We start from the raw sequence: 19,211 nt of genomic DNA on the forward strand, positions 1-19,211 counted from the left end.
GAAAAATAAAATGGTGAGCCATGAAGGACTCGAACCTTCGACCCTCTGATTAAAAGTCAGATGCTCTACCAACTGAGCTAATGGCTCATACTCACCAACGTCATATTTTCGTGACGACAAGATGTATCATAACATGTTTTATTTATTTTTTGCAATACCTTTTTTATTTTTTTATAAAAAACAAGAAAAACTCATGCGGACATGAGTTTTTTCTTAAAAATATCAATTAAGCTTCGTATACGTTACGAACGATATTCGTTTGGTTACGATCTGGTCCAACTGAGAACATAGATAATTGAATTCCTGTTAACTCAGAAACACGTTCTACGTATTTTCTTGCATTCTCAGGAAGCTCGTCTAATGATCTTACACCAGTAATATCTTCTGTCCAACCTGGAAGCTCTTCGTATACAGGCTCACATTTCGCTAAAATGTTTAAGTTTGCTGGAACTTCATCGATAACTTCGCCATTGTATTTGTAAGCAACACAAATTTTAAGAGTTGGAATACCAGTTAGAACGTCGATAGAGTTTAATGATAAATCTGTTAAACCACTAACACGACGCGCATGTCTTACAACAACGCTATCAAACCAACCTACGCGGCGTGGACGACCAGTTGTCGTTCCATACTCACGACCAACTTCACGAATTTGATGACCAATTTCGTCATGAAGCTCAGTAGGGAATGGACCATCACCTACACGGCTTGTATATGCTTTACATACACCTACAACGCGAGTAACTTTTGCAGGACCCACTCCAGTTCCAACTGTTACACCACCAGCAATTGGGTTAGAAGATGTAACAAACGGATACGTACCGTGGTCGATATCAAGCATAACACCTTGTGCACCTTCAAATAATACACGGTGATTATTATCTAATGCATCATTTAATACAACAGACGTATCACACACATATTGCGCGATTTGTTGTCCGTACTCGAAGTACTCTTCGAAGATTTCTTCTACACTGAAACCTTCTGTATCGTACATTTTTTCAAACAAACGATTTTTTTGTGCTAAATTGCGCTCAAGCTTCTCTTTAAATGCTTCACGGTCTAAAAGATCAGCCATACGAATACCAATACGAGCAGCTTTGTCCATATATGCAGGACCGATACCTTTTTTCGTTGTACCGATTTTGTTATCACCTTTACTTGCTTCTTCTAACTCATCTTGTTTTAAGTGATAAGGCAAAATAACGTGCGCACGGTTACTTACGCGTAAATTATCAGTACTTACACCACGATCGTGTAAGTATTTTAACTCTTCAAGTAATGCTTTCGGATCTACTACTAAGCCGTTTCCGATTACACAAATTTTCTCTTTATAGAAAATACCAGATGGAATTAAGTGTAATTTATATTTAACTCCGCCAAAAACAATTGTATGTCCTGCGTTATTTCCACCTTGATATCTTGCAACTACTTCCGCATGCTCAGAAAGAAAATCAGTGATTTTACCTTTTCCTTCGTCGCCCCATTGTGTTCCTACAACTACTACTGAAGACATTATTAAAGCACCTCCGCAATTTTCAAACGATCTATTCAAACAATATAATTGTACCAAAACCGAAAAAGAAGTCAACCAAAAAACGAACATTTTTTTACCAAAAAACTTTTTCGTTCGTAAGAATTATATTTTCACACTATGAAAGCCTTATCTTTTCTATAAAAAAAAAGAAACACATCTTATTATAAGAAATGCGTTTCTTTTTTATACTATCGTTATGCCGGCGGCGCATGTCCATCTTCGAAGCGACGTTCTAAGTTAACGAACTTATTGAACTCTTTAACGAATGCGAGCTCTACTGAGCCTACTGGACCATTACGCTGCTTTGCAATAATAATTTCAATCGTATTTTTATTTTCCGTTTCTCGGTCATAGTAATCTTCACGATATAGAAAGGCTACGATATCGGCATCCTGCTCGATACTTCCCGATTCACGAATATCAGACATCATCGGACGTTTATCTTGACGAGATTCTACACCACGAGATAACTGTGACAAGGCAATAACAGGAACTTGTAATTCACGCGCAATCCCTTTTAGTGTACGAGAAATCTCAGATACTTCCTGCTGACGGTTCTCTCCTGATTTCCCACTTCCTTGAATAAGCTGTAAGTAGTCAATCAAGATCATACCAAGACCCTGTTCCTGTTTTAATCTACGACATTTTGCTCGAATCTCATTTACTTTAATCCCCGGCGTATCATCAATATAAATACCAGCATTAGAAAGGCTACCCATTGCCATCGTTAATTTCGCCCAATCATCAGAAGTTAACGATCCGGTACGAAGTCTTTGTGCATCAATATTCCCTTCTGCACAAAGCATACGCATAACAAGCTGATCAGCACCCATCTCTAGACTAAAAATCGCTACATTTTCATCCGTTTTCGTCGCTACGTTTTGTGCGATATTTAATGAAAATGCCGTTTTACCTACCGACGGACGTGCCGCCACGATGATTAAATCATTTCGTTGGAACCCTGCCGTCATCTTATCTAATTCAGTAAATCCAGTCGGTATCCCGGTCACTTCACCTTTTTGATTATGCAAAAGTTCGATTTTATCGTAAGCATCTACAAGAACGTCTTTAATATTTTGGAATGCTTTCGCATTCGTCTGATGAGATACTTCTAATATTTTTTTCTCAGCCTCATTTAAAAGACCATCCACATCATCTTCTCTCTCATATCCATCAGACACAATATGAGTCGCCGTTCGAATTAAACGACGTAACAGTGCTTTTTCAGCGATGATTCTTGCATAATACTCTACGTTAGCAGCAGTCGGAACAACTTCTGCTAATTCTGCTAAGTAAGAAACCCCACCAACTTCTTCTAGTAATCCTTGATCAGCCATCGCTGACGTCATCATTACTAAGTCAATTGGCTCCCCCTTATCAGATAGCCCAAGCATGACTTCAAAAATCTTTTGATGTTTCGTTCGATAAAATGAGTCAGGTACCAACAGTTCCGATGCTGAAGTTAATGCATCCTGATCAATCAATATAGCACCTAAGACTGCCTGCTCAGCTTCTATATTATGCGGAGGGGTACGATCAGCCATTACATCACTCATACGCAATCCTCCTTGCTTAACTTAGTTTTATTGTTCACTAACATGAACTTTTACTGTTGCTGTTACTTGCGGATGCAATTTCACAGTAACGTTTGTATAGCCTAACGCACGAATTGCATCATCCATTTCAAATTTACGCTTATCAAGTTTAATATTGTGAGATTTTTGCATTGCATCTACGATTTGTTTACTTGTGATTGAACCGAATAGACGGCCGCCTTCTCCAGATTTAGCCTTTAATTCTACAGTTAATTTCTCTAACGTTTCTTTTAATTGTTTTGCATTTTCAAGCTCTGCTGCTGCATCTTTTTCTTCTTTGCGCTTTTGAGCTTCTAAAGTTTTCATACTGCTATTTGTCGCTTCAGCAGCTAATCCTTGTTTTAGTAAGAAGTTATTTGCATAACCATCTGGTACGTTTTTTACTTCCCCTTTTTTCCCTTTACCTTTTACGTCTTTTAGAAAAATTACTTTCATGATTGTGTGCCTCCCTGTAAATAGTCATCAATAACAAATCGAAGCTTCTCCTCAGCTTCATCTACTGTAACATTTTTCATTTGTGTGGCTGCATTCGTTAAATGCCCGCCACCACCTAAGTTTTCCATAATTAGCTGCACATTCACTTCACCTAAAGACCTGCCGCTAATTCCAATGAAATTCTCGCCACGTTTTGCAATAACAAACGATGCAATAATTCCTGTCATTGTTAATAATGTGTCCGCTGATTGCGCAATAAGCACTTGATCGTAGTAATCATCGCTATCAACTTTTGCAATCGCAATTCCATTTGTATAAATGTACGCATTTTTAATAGCTTTTGCAACCCGTAAATACTGATTCATATCTTCTTTTAAAAGCTCTTGTACAAGTACAGTATCTGCACCGTGTGAGCGTAAATAAGAAGCCGCATCAAACGTACGAGCACCTGTCCGGAATGTAAAGCTTTTCGTATCAACAATAATACCTGCTAATAATGCTGTTGCTTCTAACATTGTCATTTTTAAATTTTTCGGTTGGTATTCAAGTAATTCCGTAACAAGCTCTGCCGTAGAAGAAGCATATGGCTCCATGTAAACAAGCAACGGATCCTCAATAAAGTCTTCTCCTCGGCGATGATGGTCAATCACAACTACATTTTCAATTTTGCGTAACAGCTTTTCTTCCATCACCATTGAAGGTTTATGCGTATCAACAACAACAAGTAAGGAATCATCATTTGCAAATTCCATCGCTTGTTCTGGTGTAATAAAGTGAGACCATAACTCTTCATTTTGTTTCACTTTATCCATTAAACGCTTAATTCCCTTATCAGAATCATTTTCATCGAGCACAATATATCCTTTACGCTCATTTAATTGCGCTACCTTTAAAATACCAATCGCAGCACCAATTGCGTCCATATCAGGAGCCCTATGCCCCATTATAATGACATTGCTACTTTCTAATACTAAATCCTTTAATGCATGCGAAATCACTCTGGCACGTACACGAGTACGTTTTTCCACCGGATTTGTCTTACCACCATAAAACTTAACTTTACCTGTCGCTTGTTTAATAGCTACTTGATCTCCACCACGCCCAAGCGCAAGATCTAAACCTGATTGAGCCATTGCCCCAAGCTCGGATAAAGGTAAATCACCTGATCCAACACCTACACTTAATGTAAGTGGTATATTCCTTTTAGATGTTTCTTCACGTACTTGATCTAAAATGCTAAATTTCCCTTTCTCCATCTGCGCTAAAATACTTTCATTTAACACAACGAAGAATCTTTCTGAAGATGCACGTTTTAAATATGCCCCATACTTAACGGCCCACTCATTTAGTCTTGATGTTACAAGACTTGTTATATTCGTACGTAATTGATCATCCAACCCTTGTGTAACTTCATCATAATTATCTAAATAAATGACAGCTAAAACAGTACGTTGATCCTCGTACATCTTTTCAATCTCTGTTTGTTCTGTTACATCAAAGAAATAAATTAACTTTTCTTCTTTCCTTACAAAGACACGAAACTTTCGATTATTTAAAGAGACTATATCATCGGACGTTTCTCCCTTAATAAAAAGAAGTAACGTTTCTGATACATCATAAAGGTGCCATCCAGCTAATGCATGCTGCCCCAGACATGAAGATAAATAAGGATTTGCCCAATCAATCCCATAATCCTTATTGTATAACAAAATACCAATTGGCATCTGGTTAAATGCCTCATTACTCACTTTCTTTACCCTTGTAATCATATCTGTCGTATGTTTTTCAAAATTCTTTTGGAAAGTAAGTTCAAATCGTACAACAACAAAAAGGACGATACAAAAAATAAAGAAGGAGACTATCCCCATTAGTAAATGAAAATAACAGAGAATTGAAATGAGCACAAACACAAAAAATGCCAATACGTAAACAGGATATAAAAACCACTGTTTCTTATAAAATTCAGGCATGTATACAACTCCTATAAAGTAAAACTAACTTATCTTCCAGTTAGTTAAACAGATTAAAATAGTATAAGGAATATTATTTTATCCTCCTATTTTAGAACGCAATGAAATCCCTAAATCAATTATACCTAAGATTGTCACAAGAGGAAACAGCATCGGAATAAACATGCAGGCGATAAAACTAATAATAGGAACCCCTTTCGTAAAACCTTTGCTATGCGCTAGAAAAGTGATAAACGTCAGGCCTTGCAGCACTAGTAATAAAGCAAATATGACATATAGGTTAGAAAATACCATATGTAAATATGATGTCGGTTCTACTTTTATAAAAGTTGATAGCAAAATAAATATAACGTAATACCAAACAATACTCTTTGGTAATTGTATATCTTTGAACTTAGGCCAAGGTATAACATCATGCTTTAGCTTTTTTAAAGCACTACCTGATATTATTATGGTAATCCAAGAAAGACATACAGAAACCATCACAAGTATACTCGGGAATACCACTTGTAATATATCATTCATTTGTACAAATAACTCTTTTTGCTCTTTACTAATCGGCATACCAGCAACACTTGCTATCTTTTCACTTTGCACTACGCTTTTATTAAACATATTTTGTATTTGCTTTATAAAATCTATGTTAAAAAACTTTATACTGGCAACATAAATGAGCATAATACTGATTAAGTATGCAAGTGAACCGGTTATTAAAATCTCCAATGGCTTTCTTTGTTTTTTATACATGCACCCTAAAACAATACCCATCAACCCAAATACGACCGTCTTTACTAGACCTATCGGCTGACTTACAAAAACAACAATTAAAAATGCAGCCGTAAAAATTACAAATGCATTCGATAATTTATATCTTATCGTTAACAATATAAATGGCAACGGCAATGCAAACGTTACAACTGTACCTAAAATCGGAACATACATAGATATAAACAATAACATTACATATATAGCCAACAACGCGGCTCCTTCAGTAATAAATCTCGCTTGCCTCACATTTTAACCTCTCTTTCAAAAAAGAAAAGCATAGCAAAATGCACAGTAGAGTCCGACTCTACTGTGCATTTCATACGCTATTATTCACCAACATATGGTAAAAGTGCCATTTGACGAGCACGTTTAATTGCAACTGTAAGTTTGCGTTGGTATTTTGCGCTTGTTCCTGTTACACGACGAGGTAAAATTTTACCACGCTCAGAAACGAAACGTTTTAATAAATCAACATCTTTATAATCGATGCGAGTGATGCCGTTAGCTGTGAAGAAACACACCTTACGACGTTTCGCACGTCCACCTTTGCGTCCTGCCATGTCTATTTCCCTCCATTCTTTGTTAAAACTAACAAATTTACTGTATTAGAACGGTAAATCGTCGTCGGAAATGTCGATCGGTTGACCTACATTTGAAAATGGATCGTCATTCTTCGTAAATCCAGAGTTACCTTGGTTACCTGAATTACTAGATTGACCAAATGGGTTAGAGCCTTGGTTACCGAAACCAGCTCCTGATGGTTGCTGATTAAATGAACCGCGTTGCTCCCCACCGCCATTACGCGGCTCTAAAAATTGTACGCTTTCCGCAAGAACTTCTGTTACGTATACACGTTTACCATCTTGTCCCTCGTAATTACGAGTTTGAAGACGTCCATCTACGCCTGCTAAGCTACCTTTTTTCAAATAATTTGCTACGTTTTCTGCTTGTTTACGCCATATTACACAATTAATAAAGTCAGCTTCACGCTCACCTTGTTGATTGGCAAATGCGCGATTCACAGCTAACGTAAAAGTAGCTACTGCAACACCATTGGGCGTGTAACGTAAGTCAGGGTCCTTAGTTAAACGACCAACGAGGATAACACGATTCATCAATCGAACCACTCTCCCTTATATATCAATTATTTTTCTTCTTCTTTAACAACGATATGACGAAGGATGTCTTCGTTGATCTTAGCTAAACGGTCGAATTCGTTAATCGCTTCTGCGTTAGATTTCACGTTTAAGATCATGTAGAAACCTTCACGTAAGTCGTTGATTTCGTAAGCTAAACGACGCTTACCCCACTCTTTCGTGTTAATGATTTCTGCACCATTGTTTGTTAAAACACCTGCAAAACGTTCAACTAAAGCTTTTTGAGCTTCTTCTTCAACGCCAGGACGAATGATGTACATAATTTCGTACTTTCTCATTACACTTTCACCTCCTTTTGGTCTAAACGGCCCATAATGGGCAAGGAGCAATTAATTTATAGTAATTACTCACGAGTTTAGATTATATCATAGTAAGTTAGATGAATCAACTCACCCATACATAAAAAACTTGGCAAACATATAATATATTTGCCAAGCTCATATCTTTATTTTTCCTAGGAAATATTAAATTAAACGTTAAAACGGAAGTGCATAACATCTCCGTCTTTTACGATATACTCTTTTCCTTCTAAACGAACTTTACCAGCTTCTTTTGCAGCTGTCATAGAACCATTTGTCATTAAGTCTTCGTAAGAAACTGTTTCTGCACGAATAAATCCACGCTCAAAGTCTGTATGAATTACACCAGCACATTGTGGTGCTTTCATACCTTGTTTGAATGTCCATGCACGTACTTCTTGTACACCAGCTGTGAAGTAAGTAGCAAGTCCTAATAAATCATATGCAGCACGAATTAATTGATCTAAACCAGATTCTTCAATGCCTAGTTCTTCAAGGAATACCTTTTTCTCTTCTTCGTCTAACTCAGCGATTTCTGATTCGATCTTTGCACATACAACGATTACTTGAGAGTTTTCATTCGCAGCAAATTCTTTTACCATTTGTACATATTTGTTTTCAGAAGGATCGATTACATCGTCCTCGCTTACGTTTGCTACATATAACATTTCTTTCGTTGTCAGTAAATGAAGGCCTTTAACAATCTTCATTTGTTCTTCTGTAAATTCAACAGTACGAGCCGGTTTTCCCTCTTCAAAAGCTTCTTTTAAACGAACTAAAATTTCATGCTCATATACTGCTTCTTTATCTTTTTGTCTTGCTAATTTCGCAACACGTTCGATACGTTTATCAACAGATTCTAAATCGGCTAAGATTAGTTCTAGGTTGATTGTTTCAATATCATCAATTGGATCTACTTTCCCTGAAACGTGCGTAATATTTTCGTCTTCAAAACAACGAACAACTTGGCAAATTGCATCTACTTGGCGAATGTGAGATAAGAATTTATTTCCTAAACCTTCGCCTTTACTAGCACCTTTTACGATACCTGCAATATCAGTAAACTCAAATACAGTCGGAACAGTTTTTTTCGGTTCTACTAATTCCGTTAATTTATTTAAACGCTCATCTGGTACTTCTACAATTCCTACGTTTGGATCAATTGTACAGAATGGATAGTTTGCAGATTCTGCTCCTGCTTGTGTAATTGCATTAAATAAAGTGGACTTCCCTACGTTAGGTAATCCAACAATCCCAGCCGTTAATCCCATATTTTTCACTCCTATGTCTCAATCTTTCATCATTATAGATAGTAACGAAAAAAATGACAAGTTTCCTCCAAACGAAAAAAAGTAACAGCTACCCACTGCAACTGTTACTTTCTCTCTATTCTTCGTGCTTCACAAGTATTTTTTTTACCTTACGATCAAACTCTCTTCGAGGAATCATTACTGAATGGTCACATCCCTCGCACTTAATGCGGATATCCATTCCCATACGAATAATCTTCCAACGATTCTCACCACATGGGTGGGCTTTCTTCATTTCCACAACATCATACAAGTTATACTGCTTTTGCTCCATTCTCCAAACCCCTCTCCATACTAAATTGCTTTTTCACTCACTAATTCTTCACGATTATATAAAACCATACGTGGATATGGAATTTCAATACCATGTAGATCTAGACGATTTTTAATTTCTTTACGAAGTGCTCTTGCAATAACTGCATGTTGCATTGGCTCTACTTCAGCAATAACACGTAATATCACTTCTGAAGCAGCTAATGTTTGTACACCTAACAATTGCGGTGTTGTTACCATTTTTTCGTACTTTGCAGGTAATTCTTGTAATAAGTCTTCAATGACTTGCTCTGCTTTCGCTATGTCAGCCTCATACGAAATAGATACATCAACAAATGCTACACTATTACTAACTGAATAGTTCGTAACTTGAATGATACTTCCATTTGGTAAAGTATGAATTTCACCTGTCCAACTTTTTACTTTTGTTGTACGAAGTCCAATCTCTAAAACGACTCCTTCAAACTGACCAATTTTTACGTAGTCACCGACTGAAAATTGATCTTCTAGCAAGATAAATAACCCTGTAATAACATCTTTTACTAAACTTTGAGCACCAAATCCGACTGCCAAACCAATTACCCCTGCACCGGCTAATAAACCTGATGCATTAATATCAAACACACCTAAAATCGCAATTAACATAATAAACATAACAACGTATGCCACAATATTTTCAAGTAACTTCGCTACTGTAACTGTACGACGTTCTGAAATTTGAATTGGCGAACGACTTCCCATACGAAACGCATTCCGTACAACCGCTCTTGCAATTCGTACTACAATTGCACCAATTGTTAAAATGATACATATTTTTAATGTCGCAATTCCAATATGAGCCCAACGATCAGCATCTAGTAAATACTGTTTCGTAGCATTAAACCACTTCGTTAATAAATCCATGTACCTCTACCTCTCCAGCCAAAATTTCTTTTTAGTTATCCTTCTTATTGTATCAGAAGTCTCCTAATTGCTGAAAAAATTTTATGACTTTAATTCCATTTGTTAACCTACATACAGGTATAAAATGGAACGAATATATATATACTAGTACTATTATTTCCGTTCTCACTTAAATTTTACAGCAAGTACGCACTTATAGTTTTCCATTTCACTCACCATATAACATATTTTGAAAATTTATTAAAAGGATGGGTGCTTCATGAATATTGGAAGTTTTCGCTTACCTTTTTTCGAAAAAGAAACTCAAAATGTTATGCACCAAGATTTAGAAGCCTCCGAGACAATTAGTAACTTCTTACTTTCCCATATCCCTATTAAAAACCATATACCAATTATTCTCGTTTGTATCGGAACAGATCGTTCTACAGGCGATGCACTCGGGCCATTAGTCGGTACAAAACTAGAACAAGTAGGAATTACAAACTTCCAAGTGTTCGGCACACTGGATGAACCAGTACATGCGCTAAACTTAGAAGAAAAAATTCAGAATATACAGAAAGATAATCCTGCTTCATTTATAATTGCGGTTGATGCTTGTTTAGGAAAATCTCAAAGTATCGGTTCCATCACTACCGGAATGGGACCTAGTAAACCCGGAGCTGCGATGAATAAGAAATTACCAGCAGTTGGTGACTTACATATTCATGGCATCGTAAATCTGAACGGTTTTATGGAGTTTTTCGTCCTGCAAAATACAAGATTAAGTTTAGTCATGAAAATGGCTGACGTAATTGCACAAAGCATAAAAGAAACAGACCAAAAATTATCTGTATTAAAAAAAGCAAACCATCTATAAATAATAAGATGGTTTGCTTTTTAGTTTTGCTGCGCTAATAATTCTAAAATACGATTTAAATCTTCTTTATTGAAAAATTCAATTTCGATTTTACCTTTTTCCTTTTTTGTTTCTTTAATTTTTACCTCTGTGCCAAACTTTTCTCTTAAGAACGTTTCGCGTTCTACGAAAAATATATTTCTCTCTTTTTTTACTTGTTTTGTTTCACGTGAAACGCGTTGATTAATCTCCTGAACAATTTTCTCTAATTGACGAACATTTAACCCTTCTTTTTCAATTCGTTTCAGTAAAGATTTCAACTGCTCTTCATCTTTTATCGTAAGTAAAGTTCTCCCATGAGCCATTGAAAGTTGACCATTTGCAATCATATCTTGCACAAAAGAAGGGAGGCTTAATAATCGCGTATAGTTTGCAATGTAAGGTCTACTCTTACCAAGACGTTTTGCTAATTGTTCTTGCGTCACATTTAGCTCATTCATTAACATTTGATATGCCATTGCTTCTTCCATTGGATTTAAATCTTCTCGTTGTAAGTTTTCAAGCAATGCAAACTCCATCATTTGCTGCTCATTTAATTGTCTTACAACGGCAGGTACTTTTTCGAGTCCCGCCTCTTTAGCAGCACGATATCTTCTTTCACCTGCAACAATTTCATATCCTTTAATACTCTTTCTAGCAATTAATGGTTGTAATATGCCGTGCTCTTTAATAGAGGCCGATAATTCCTGAATCGCCTCTTTATTAAAGTGTTTACGTGGTTGATATGGATTCGGTCTTAATTCAGTTATCGTAATCTCCTGAATTGTCTCTTCTTCTTTCACATCTAAATCAGGAAAAAACACATTGATTCCTCTTCCTAATCCTTTAGCCACCTGCAATCACTTCCTCTGCTAAATCTATATATACTTCTGCCCCTCTTGATTTAGCGTCATACTGCATAATTGGTTTCCCATGACTTGGTGCTTCACTCAAACGAACATTACGAGGGATAATCGAACGGTATACTTTATCTCTAAAGTATTTTTTCACTTCATCTATAACCTGAATCCCTAAATTTGTACGGGCATCTAACATTGTTAGCAATACGCCTTGAATTGCTAGATTTTTATTTAAGTGCTTTTGCACAAGTCGAACTGTATTTAATAGCTGACTTAACCCTTCTAGTGCGTAATATTCGCATTGAACAGGAATAATAACAGAATCTGCTGCAGTTAATGCATTAATCGTTAATAACCCTAAGGACGGGGGACAGTCGATAATAATATAATCATATTCATCACGAACTGGCTGTAATGCCCTTTGCAAACGTACTTCCCGGGAAATAGTCGGTACCAATTCAATTTCAGCACCTGCTAATTGAATTGTAGCGGGTAGAACATCTAAGTTTTCAGTTGCGGTTTTCTGTATAACCCCTTGAACATCTGCATCTTCCACAAGAACATTGTAAATACATTGATCTAATTCGGATTTTTCAATTCCCACACCCGTCGTTGCATTTCCTTGAGCATCAATATCTACAAGAAGGACCTTTTTACCTACTTGTGCCAATCCAGCCCCTAAATTAACAGATGTTGTTGTTTTTCCAACGCCACCCTTTTGATTGGCTATAGCAATGATTTTTCCCACGATGTCACCTACTTTCAACCTTTCTATCTTATTCTAGTAACAATTACGTTTATTGTAACATGAAATAAAAGTTTTTCTTTTACGTCCTTATTAAACTTCAAAATTTATTTGTAAACTCCTTCTTCATCTAACAAGAAAATATAGTAAAAGAGACCTATCCAATAGGATCAGGTCTCTAACACGCCATTATTATTTTTTCTTTGGAATTTGAATTGTAATTTGATAGTACTCGTCAAACTCTTCTTCCTCAGAATTAACATTTAAACCACTGTCAGCAACCATTTGTAATGACTGCCTAATTGTATTCATGGCAATTCTCGTATCTCGACTTACTGCTTTTTGCTTTGCCTTACGCTTCGGTTTTGCTTCCTCTAGTAATTTCGCAATTCGTTCCTCTGTTTGCTTTACATTCAGTTGTTTCTCCACAATTTCCTGTAAAACCTTCAGTTGTAATTCCTCATTCTTTAAAGGGATGAGCGCACGGGCATGGCGTTCTGTAATACTTTTTTCTAATAACGCATTTTTTATTTCTTCAGGCAACTTTAACAATCGCAACTTATTTGCGATTGTGGATTGTCCTTTTCCGAGTCTTTGTGCCAATGCTTCTTGCGTTAAATTATGTAACTCAATTAGCTTTTGATATGCCACAGCTTCCTCGATTGCTGTTAGTTCCTCACGTTGCAAGTTTTCAATTAAAGCCACAGAAGCTGTTTCTGTATCATTTAAGTTTTTTATAATTGCAGGAACCTTTTCCCACCCTAACTTTGTTGCTGCACGGAAACGCCTTTCTCCAGCAATAATCTCGTACTTATCATCCTCATATTGCCTCACAACAATTGGCTGAATAAGTCCGTGTGTACGAATCGTTAATGCTAGTTCCTCAATACGCGCGTCATCAAAAACTGTTCGTGGTTGATAACGGTTAGGGGTAATATTTACTATCGGAATTTCTTGTATTTCTTCATATACCTTTTTATCTATTTCTTCATGGCTTTCGTCTTGTAATTCGAATTCGCTCTCTTTATCTCCAAAGCCAAATAAACGAGAAAACGTATTTTTCATACATATTCCACCACCTTTAGGCCTATTGACTATTCTCCATAAAATGTTTCCTATGAAACATTTACGTTTTCATTTATATAATTTAATCTTACGTCTAATAAGATTTATTTTTCAATAGGTAATTTATTGGGTGTTCCCGGTTTGCGTGGATATTTCTTTGGTGTCTTGCGCTTTTTCTCGATTAATAAAATATTACGTTCACTTTCTTCAAACGGTAATTGGAACGTAGACATTTCTTTTAAATCCCCGCCTAGCACCTCTAAAGCATACTTGCCATTTTCAATTTCTTCGTTTGCTGCAGCACCTTTCATTGCAATGAATGTTCCCCCCACTTTTACAAGTGGTAAACAAAGCTCACTTAATACTGAAAGACGTGCGACTGCACGTGCCATTACAATGTCGTACGCTTCACGTACACCTTCTTTTTTTCCAAATGTTTCAGCACGATCATGACAAAACGCGACGTCACTCAATTCCAACTTTTGTGCTAAATGATTTAAGAAATTAATACGTTTTTGCAATGAGTCTACAATCGTCACTTTTAAATGCGGGAAACAGATTTTTAAAGGAATACTTGGGAATCCAGCTCCTGCGCCAACATCACAAATTGAGAATGGTTTTGAAAAATCGTAATAAAAAGCAGCTGTAATGGAATCAAAAAAGTGTTTTAAATATACTTCCTCTTTTTCCGTAATAGCCGTTAAATTCATTTTTTCATTCCATTCTACTAATGTTTCGAAGTAGATTTCGAACTGCTCTAACTGTCTAGAAGAGAGGGTGATACCCTTCTCTTCTAGCATAGATTGAAATTGTTCTATGTTCATCTAACAATATCTCCTTACTATTTATTGGTTCGATACTCGCGCAATTTTTCCTTGTTCAATATACACAAGTAAAATGGAAATGTCCGCTGGATTTACGCCCGATATACGTGAAGCCTGCCCCACTGAAAGTGGACGAACATCTTTCAATTTCTGTCTAGCTTCTGATGCAAGGCTAGAAATCGCATCATAATCAATATCGACAGGAATTTTTTTACTTTCCATCTTCTTCATACGCTCTACTTGCTGTAAAGATTTTTCGATATATCCTTCGTACTTAATCTGAATTTCAACTTGTTCTGTAACTTCATCACTTAATTCTACTTCACTTGGTACTAAAAGATGGATATGCTCATATGTCATCTCTGGACGACGTAATAAGTCACTTGCACGTATTCCATCTTTCAATTCACTTCCACCAATATTGCGAATTAATTCTTGAACTTCAGGACGTGGTTTAATAATAATGCTACTTAAACGTTCCTTTTCCTGTTCAATTTGTAATTTTTTATTTGTAAATCGCTCATAGCGTTCTTCTTTAATTAATCCAATTTCATGACCAATTTCAGTTAAACGAAGATCCGCATTATCATGGCGTAATAATAGACGATACTCTGCACGAGACGTTAATAAACGATATGGTTCATTCGTCCCTTTCGTTACAAGATCATCAATTAAGACACCAATATAAGCATCCTCACGACCTAAAATAACTTCTTTTTTACCTAAAGAACGACATGCTGCATTAATTCCGGCCATAAGCCCTTGTCCTGCCGCCTCTTCGTAACCAGAAGTTCCGTTAATTTGTCCTGCTGTATATAAATTTTTAATTTTTTTCGTTTCAAGTGTTGGCCATAGTTGCGTTGGCACAATTGCATCATATTCAATTGCATAACCTGTACGCATCATTTCAACATTTTCTAGACCAGGGATTGTTCTAAGCATATCACGCTGTACGTCTTCTGGTAAGCTTGTGGATAAACCTTGTACGTACACTTCTTGTGTGTTACGTCCTTCTGGCTCTAAGAAAATTTGATGACGTGGTTTATCATTAAATCTTACTACCTTGTCTTCAATTGAAGGACAATATCTAGGACCTGTTCCCTTAATCATACCAGAATACATAGCTGAGCGATGTAGGTTTTCATCTATTAAACGATGTGTTTCCGTACTCGTATACGTTAACCAACATGGAATTTGATCCATAATAAACTTTGTCGTTTCAAAAGAGAAAGCTCGTGGCTTATCATCACCTGGCTGAATTTCTGTTTTACTGTAATCAATCGTATTACTATTTACGCGCGGAGGTGTACCTGTTTTAAATCTAACAAGATCAAATCCAAGCTCCTCTAAATGTTCCGATAAAGTAATAGATGGTTGTTGATTATTTGGACCACTCGAATATTTTAAATCTCCCATAATAATCTCACCACGTAAAAACGTTCCAGTCGTAATTACGACTGTCTTTGCTGTATATTCAGCACCAGCTTGCGTAATTACCCCTTTACATTCGCCGTCTTCAACGATTAAACGCTCTACCATTCCTTGGAACAACGTTAAGTTTGGTGTTTCTTCAATTGTTTTCTTTAATTCATGCTGGTAAGAGAACTTATCTGCTTGTGCTCGAAGTGCACGTACAGCTGGCCCTTTACCTGTATTTAACATACGCATTTGAATATGCGTTTTATCAATGTTGCGTCCCATTTCTCCGCCTAATGCATCAATTTCACGAACAACAATTCCTTTTGCTGGTCCACCAACAGAAGGGTTACATGGCATAAACGCTACCATATCTAAGTTAATTGTTAACATTAATGTTTTGGAGCCCATTCGTGCTGCCGCAAGACCAGCTTCACATCCTGCATGACCTGCACCGATTACTATGACATCGTATGAACCGGCATTGTATCCCATTGTTTATTCCTCCTAATAATCTCTATCTTTCTGAAACATCACTATATTATTTTCCTAAACAAAATTGAGAGAACAACTGGTCAATTAAGCTTTCATGAACGGTGTCACCAGTAATTTCACCAAGTATTTCCCACGTTCTTGTTAAATCAATCTGCACCATATCAATTGGAACACCATTTTCTATCGCCTCAATTGCATCTCCAATTGTTTTTCCTGCTTGTGTTAATAATCCAATATGTCTCGCGTTAGAAACATATGTTACATCTGCAGAATCAATTGTTCCTTCAAAGAATAAATCAGCGATTGCCGTTTCAAGCTCATCTATCCCCTGTTCCTCAATTAACGACGTTGTAATAATACGATTCCCCGCTGCCAATTCTATAACACGTTCCATATCAATTGCTTGCGGTAAATCTGTCTTATTTACAATAACAATGAAATCTTTTCCTTGTACGGCACGGAATAGATCTTCATCCTCATTCGTTAAAGCTTCGCTATAATTAACGACAACTAACACTAAATCAGCTTGACTCATCATTTCTTTTGAACGCTCTACACCAATTCGTTCAACAACATCTTCTGTTTCACGAATTCCGGCTGTATCTATAAGTTTAAGTGGTACACCACGCACATTAACGTACTCTTCAATAACATCACGAGTTGTTCCTGCAATATCAGTTACAATTGCCTTTTTCTCCTGAACGAGACTATTTAATAGCGATGATTTCCCAACATTAGGTCTACCGATGATTGCAGTAGCAATACCTTCACGTAAAATCTTTCCTTGCTTCGATGTTTCTAATATTTTTGCAATTTCAGCACGAACATGTGTAGCTTTCTCAATTAAAATATTATGTGTCATTTCTTCCACGTCATCATATTCCGGGTAATCTATGTTTACCTCAACATGAGCTAACGTTTCTAATATGTCCTGACGCAAACGGCCGATTAATTTAGATAATCGACCTTCCATTTGATTAATTGCTACATTCATTGCACGATCTGTTTTTGCACGGATTAAGTCCATAACAGCTTCTGCTTGTGATAAATCAATACGGCCATTTAAAAAAGCACGTTTTGTAAATTCACCAGGTTCCGCCAATCGTACTCCTTGCGCTAAAATAAGCTGCAATACTTTATTTACTGAAACAAGTCCACCATGACAGTTAATTTCTACTATATTTTCACGTGTAAAAGTCCTTGGTGCACGCATAATGGACACCATTACTTCTTCAATAACCTGATTTGTATCTAAATCAACAATATGACCATAATGAATTGTATGAGAAGGAACCTCTGTTAAATCCTTCCCTTTAAAAATACGATTAACTTTTTCAACCGCATCATCCCCACTTACTCGAACAATGGCAATTGCACCCTCTCCAAGCGCTGTGGAAATCGCGGCAATTGTATCAAATTCCATGTCCTTTCACCTCACTTGCTTATTTATCTCTATTTCAACATGATTATTTTCTTCACTAAATTATTAGAATACCATAACGAACCTATCTACAAAAGAATAATAACTCATTTTATTATGTCCTCATGTAAAAAACACTAAACTTATTCACAGTGGATAAGTTTAGTGTTTTTAGTTATCCACACCTATTTTCCCCTCAAAAAAACCGGCACTCAATTGAGTAACCGGTCACTTGGAAGATATTACAACATGTCGATGTGGTTCTTTTCCTTCAGAAGTTGTAATGATATTTTGATGATTAGATAATGCTTGGTGGATAATCTTTCGTTCAAAAGATGGCATAGGCTCCAACACAACTCTTTTTTTCGTACTTACTACTTGTTTTGCTAATCGATAAGAAAGTGCTTCTAACGTAGCTTTTCTTTTACTACGATAATTTTCCACATCTAGTGTGATACCAATGTACTGCTTCGTATTACGATTCGCCACAAGTTTTGCTAAATACTGTAAAGAATTCAAGGTGTTTCCTCTTTTCCCAATCAAAACACCTACATTTTCGCCGTAAATTGTAAATTCAACTTCGCGTCCTTTTACAATTTTACTAATCTCAGCTTCCACACCCATATCGTGAATAACATTTTTTAAATATTCTTCACATTCTTGAATTGGATCTTTCTTCAATACAACTTCTACTACTGCAGGTCGGTTTCCAAATAAGCCTAAGAAACCTCTCTTACCCTCATCGATAATATTTATATCTACTCGGTCTTTTGAAGCATTTAATTGTCTTAAAGCATCCTCTACTGCCAGCTCGACTGTATGACCTTTAGCAGTGATTATACTCACTTGCCTGATCCCTCAGCCTTACTAGCCTTAATTTCTGGCCCTTTGATAAAATACATTTGAGCAATACCAAAGATATTACCAACAACCCAGTAAAGTGATAATGCAGCTGGGAAGTTAATTGCAAAGATTAAAATCATGATAGGCATAAGCCAAATCATCATTGCCATTTGCGGGTTTTGACCAGCAGTTCCTGCCATTGCAAGCTTTTGCTGAATAAATGTTGTGATTGCCGCAACAATCGGTAAGATATAGTACGGATCTGCATGTCCCAAATCAAACCATAAGAAACTATGCTGCTTAATTTCAGCCGTTCTCATAATCGCATGATAAAAAGCGAATAGAATTGGCATTTGAATGAAGATTGGTAAACAACCGGCTAATGGATTTACACCATTTTTTTGATATAACTGCATCATTTC

The 19,211-nt window shown here is 36.5% G+C and carries 20 protein-coding genes and 1 tRNA gene; 1 reads left to right on the top strand and 20 read right to left on the bottom strand.

Annotation, left to right across the window (positions count from 1 at the left end):
* Nucleotides 1-11 precede the first annotated feature (11 nt).
* The 12 genes from MR083_RS22280 to MR083_RS22335 all read right to left on the bottom strand — a co-directional run bounded on the left by MR083_RS22280 (nucleotide 12) and on the right by MR083_RS22335 (nucleotide 10,247).
* Nucleotides 12-87 (bottom strand) — tRNA-Lys (locus tag MR083_RS22280).
* 139 nt (nucleotides 88-226) lie between these two features.
* Nucleotides 227-1,516 carry an adenylosuccinate synthase gene (locus tag MR083_RS22285; RefSeq protein WP_000100224.1) on the bottom strand — a complete coding sequence of 430 codons (1,290 nt, stop codon included), beginning with the start codon at nucleotides 1,514-1,516 and terminating at the stop codon, nucleotides 227-229.
* Nucleotides 1,517-1,731: 215 nt separating this feature from the next.
* Nucleotides 1,732-3,093: a replicative DNA helicase gene (gene dnaB / locus MR083_RS22290; RefSeq protein WP_001286244.1), complete on the bottom strand. Its 1,362-nt coding sequence runs from the start codon at nucleotides 3,091-3,093 to the stop codon at nucleotides 1,732-1,734.
* A gap of 27 nt (nucleotides 3,094-3,120) precedes the next feature.
* The gene (gene rplI / locus MR083_RS22295; RefSeq protein WP_000864231.1) at nucleotides 3,121-3,567 is read right to left on the bottom strand and encodes a 50S ribosomal protein L9; all 447 of its coding nucleotides are present in this window, start codon (nucleotides 3,565-3,567) and stop codon (nucleotides 3,121-3,123) included.
* Complete coding sequence (locus tag MR083_RS22300) at nucleotides 3,564-5,537, bottom strand: DHH family phosphoesterase (protein ID WP_001113898.1); 1,974 nt, start codon at nucleotides 5,535-5,537, stop codon at nucleotides 3,564-3,566. The genes rplI and MR083_RS22300 overlap by 4 nt, the downstream gene beginning before the upstream one ends.
* A gap of 78 nt (nucleotides 5,538-5,615) precedes the next feature.
* A complete protein-coding gene (locus tag MR083_RS22305) occupies nucleotides 5,616-6,497 on the bottom strand; it encodes a YybS family protein (protein WP_088106277.1) in 882 nt (293 codons plus the stop codon).
* Between the two features lie 134 nt (nucleotides 6,498-6,631).
* Nucleotides 6,632-6,865, bottom strand: coding sequence for a 30S ribosomal protein S18 (gene rpsR / locus MR083_RS22310; protein ID WP_000918873.1), 234 nt, complete (start codon nucleotides 6,863-6,865; stop codon nucleotides 6,632-6,634).
* Nucleotides 6,866-6,910: 45 nt separating this feature from the next.
* Nucleotides 6,911-7,423 carry a single-stranded DNA-binding protein gene (ssb, locus tag MR083_RS22315; protein ID WP_000981966.1) on the bottom strand — a complete coding sequence of 171 codons (513 nt, stop codon included), beginning with the start codon at nucleotides 7,421-7,423 and terminating at the stop codon, nucleotides 6,911-6,913.
* A gap of 26 nt (nucleotides 7,424-7,449) precedes the next feature.
* Nucleotides 7,450-7,740, bottom strand: a complete 291-nt coding sequence (rpsF, locus tag MR083_RS22320; protein WP_001233778.1) for a 30S ribosomal protein S6 — start codon at nucleotides 7,738-7,740, stop codon at nucleotides 7,450-7,452.
* Nucleotides 7,741-7,931: 191 nt separating this feature from the next.
* Nucleotides 7,932-9,032, bottom strand: a complete 1,101-nt coding sequence (gene ychF, locus MR083_RS22325) for a redox-regulated ATPase YchF (RefSeq protein WP_000524669.1) — start codon at nucleotides 9,030-9,032, stop codon at nucleotides 7,932-7,934.
* 115 nt (nucleotides 9,033-9,147) lie between these two features.
* Nucleotides 9,148-9,345, bottom strand: a complete 198-nt coding sequence (locus tag MR083_RS22330; RefSeq protein WP_000436051.1) for a DUF951 domain-containing protein — start codon at nucleotides 9,343-9,345, stop codon at nucleotides 9,148-9,150.
* Between the two features lie 20 nt (nucleotides 9,346-9,365).
* Entirely contained in the window at nucleotides 9,366-10,247 is an 882-nt protein-coding gene (locus MR083_RS22335) for a mechanosensitive ion channel family protein (RefSeq protein WP_000365102.1), read from the bottom strand.
* A gap of 259 nt (nucleotides 10,248-10,506) precedes the next feature.
* On the opposite strand from MR083_RS22335, the gene yyaC reads away from it, so the two are divergent.
* A complete protein-coding gene (gene yyaC, locus MR083_RS22340; RefSeq protein ID WP_001020717.1) occupies nucleotides 10,507-11,103 on the top strand; it encodes a spore protease YyaC in 597 nt (198 codons plus the stop codon).
* A gap of 20 nt (nucleotides 11,104-11,123) precedes the next feature.
* Here yyaC and spo0J read toward each other — a convergent pair whose 3' ends face one another.
* From spo0J to yidC, 8 genes are all read right to left on the bottom strand, one after another.
* Complete coding sequence (gene spo0J, locus MR083_RS22345; protein WP_001051838.1) at nucleotides 11,124-11,975, bottom strand: stage 0 sporulation protein Spo0J; 852 nt, start codon at nucleotides 11,973-11,975, stop codon at nucleotides 11,124-11,126.
* Nucleotides 11,968-12,729 (bottom strand): sporulation initiation inhibitor protein Soj, encoded by a 762-nt coding sequence (gene soj / locus MR083_RS22350; RefSeq protein WP_000516114.1) that lies wholly within the window; start codon nucleotides 12,727-12,729, stop codon nucleotides 11,968-11,970. Before soj ends, spo0J begins: the two co-directional genes overlap by 8 nt.
* A 189-nt stretch (nucleotides 12,730-12,918) precedes the next feature.
* Nucleotides 12,919-13,791: a nucleoid occlusion protein gene (noc, locus tag MR083_RS22355; protein WP_000799023.1), complete on the bottom strand. Its 873-nt coding sequence runs from the start codon at nucleotides 13,789-13,791 to the stop codon at nucleotides 12,919-12,921.
* A gap of 104 nt (nucleotides 13,792-13,895) precedes the next feature.
* Nucleotides 13,896-14,615 carry a 16S rRNA (guanine(527)-N(7))-methyltransferase RsmG gene (rsmG, locus tag MR083_RS22360; RefSeq protein WP_001019621.1) on the bottom strand — a complete coding sequence of 240 codons (720 nt, stop codon included), beginning with the start codon at nucleotides 14,613-14,615 and terminating at the stop codon, nucleotides 13,896-13,898.
* A 21-nt stretch (nucleotides 14,616-14,636) separates the two neighbouring features.
* Entirely contained in the window at nucleotides 14,637-16,526 is a 1,890-nt protein-coding gene (gene mnmG / locus MR083_RS22365) for a tRNA uridine-5-carboxymethylaminomethyl(34) synthesis enzyme MnmG (protein WP_000541033.1), read from the bottom strand.
* A gap of 46 nt (nucleotides 16,527-16,572) precedes the next feature.
* On the bottom strand, nucleotides 16,573-17,949 hold the full coding sequence (mnmE, locus tag MR083_RS22370; RefSeq protein WP_000393772.1) for a tRNA uridine-5-carboxymethylaminomethyl(34) synthesis GTPase MnmE: 1,377 nt from the start codon (nucleotides 17,947-17,949) through the stop codon (nucleotides 16,573-16,575).
* A 225-nt stretch (nucleotides 17,950-18,174) separates the two neighbouring features.
* Entirely contained in the window at nucleotides 18,175-18,792 is a 618-nt protein-coding gene (jag, locus tag MR083_RS22375) for an RNA-binding cell elongation regulator Jag/EloR (RefSeq protein WP_242269858.1), read from the bottom strand.
* Nucleotides 18,789-19,211: membrane protein insertase YidC (yidC, locus tag MR083_RS22380; protein WP_242269859.1), on the bottom strand; the 423-nt coding region annotated here is incomplete at its 5' end. The genes yidC and jag, both read right to left, overlap by 4 nt.

It is taken from the genome of Bacillus cereus group sp. BfR-BA-01408 (assembly GCF_022663305.1).
Classification (GTDB): domain Bacteria; phylum Bacillota; class Bacilli; order Bacillales; family Bacillaceae_G; genus Bacillus_A; species Bacillus_A pacificus.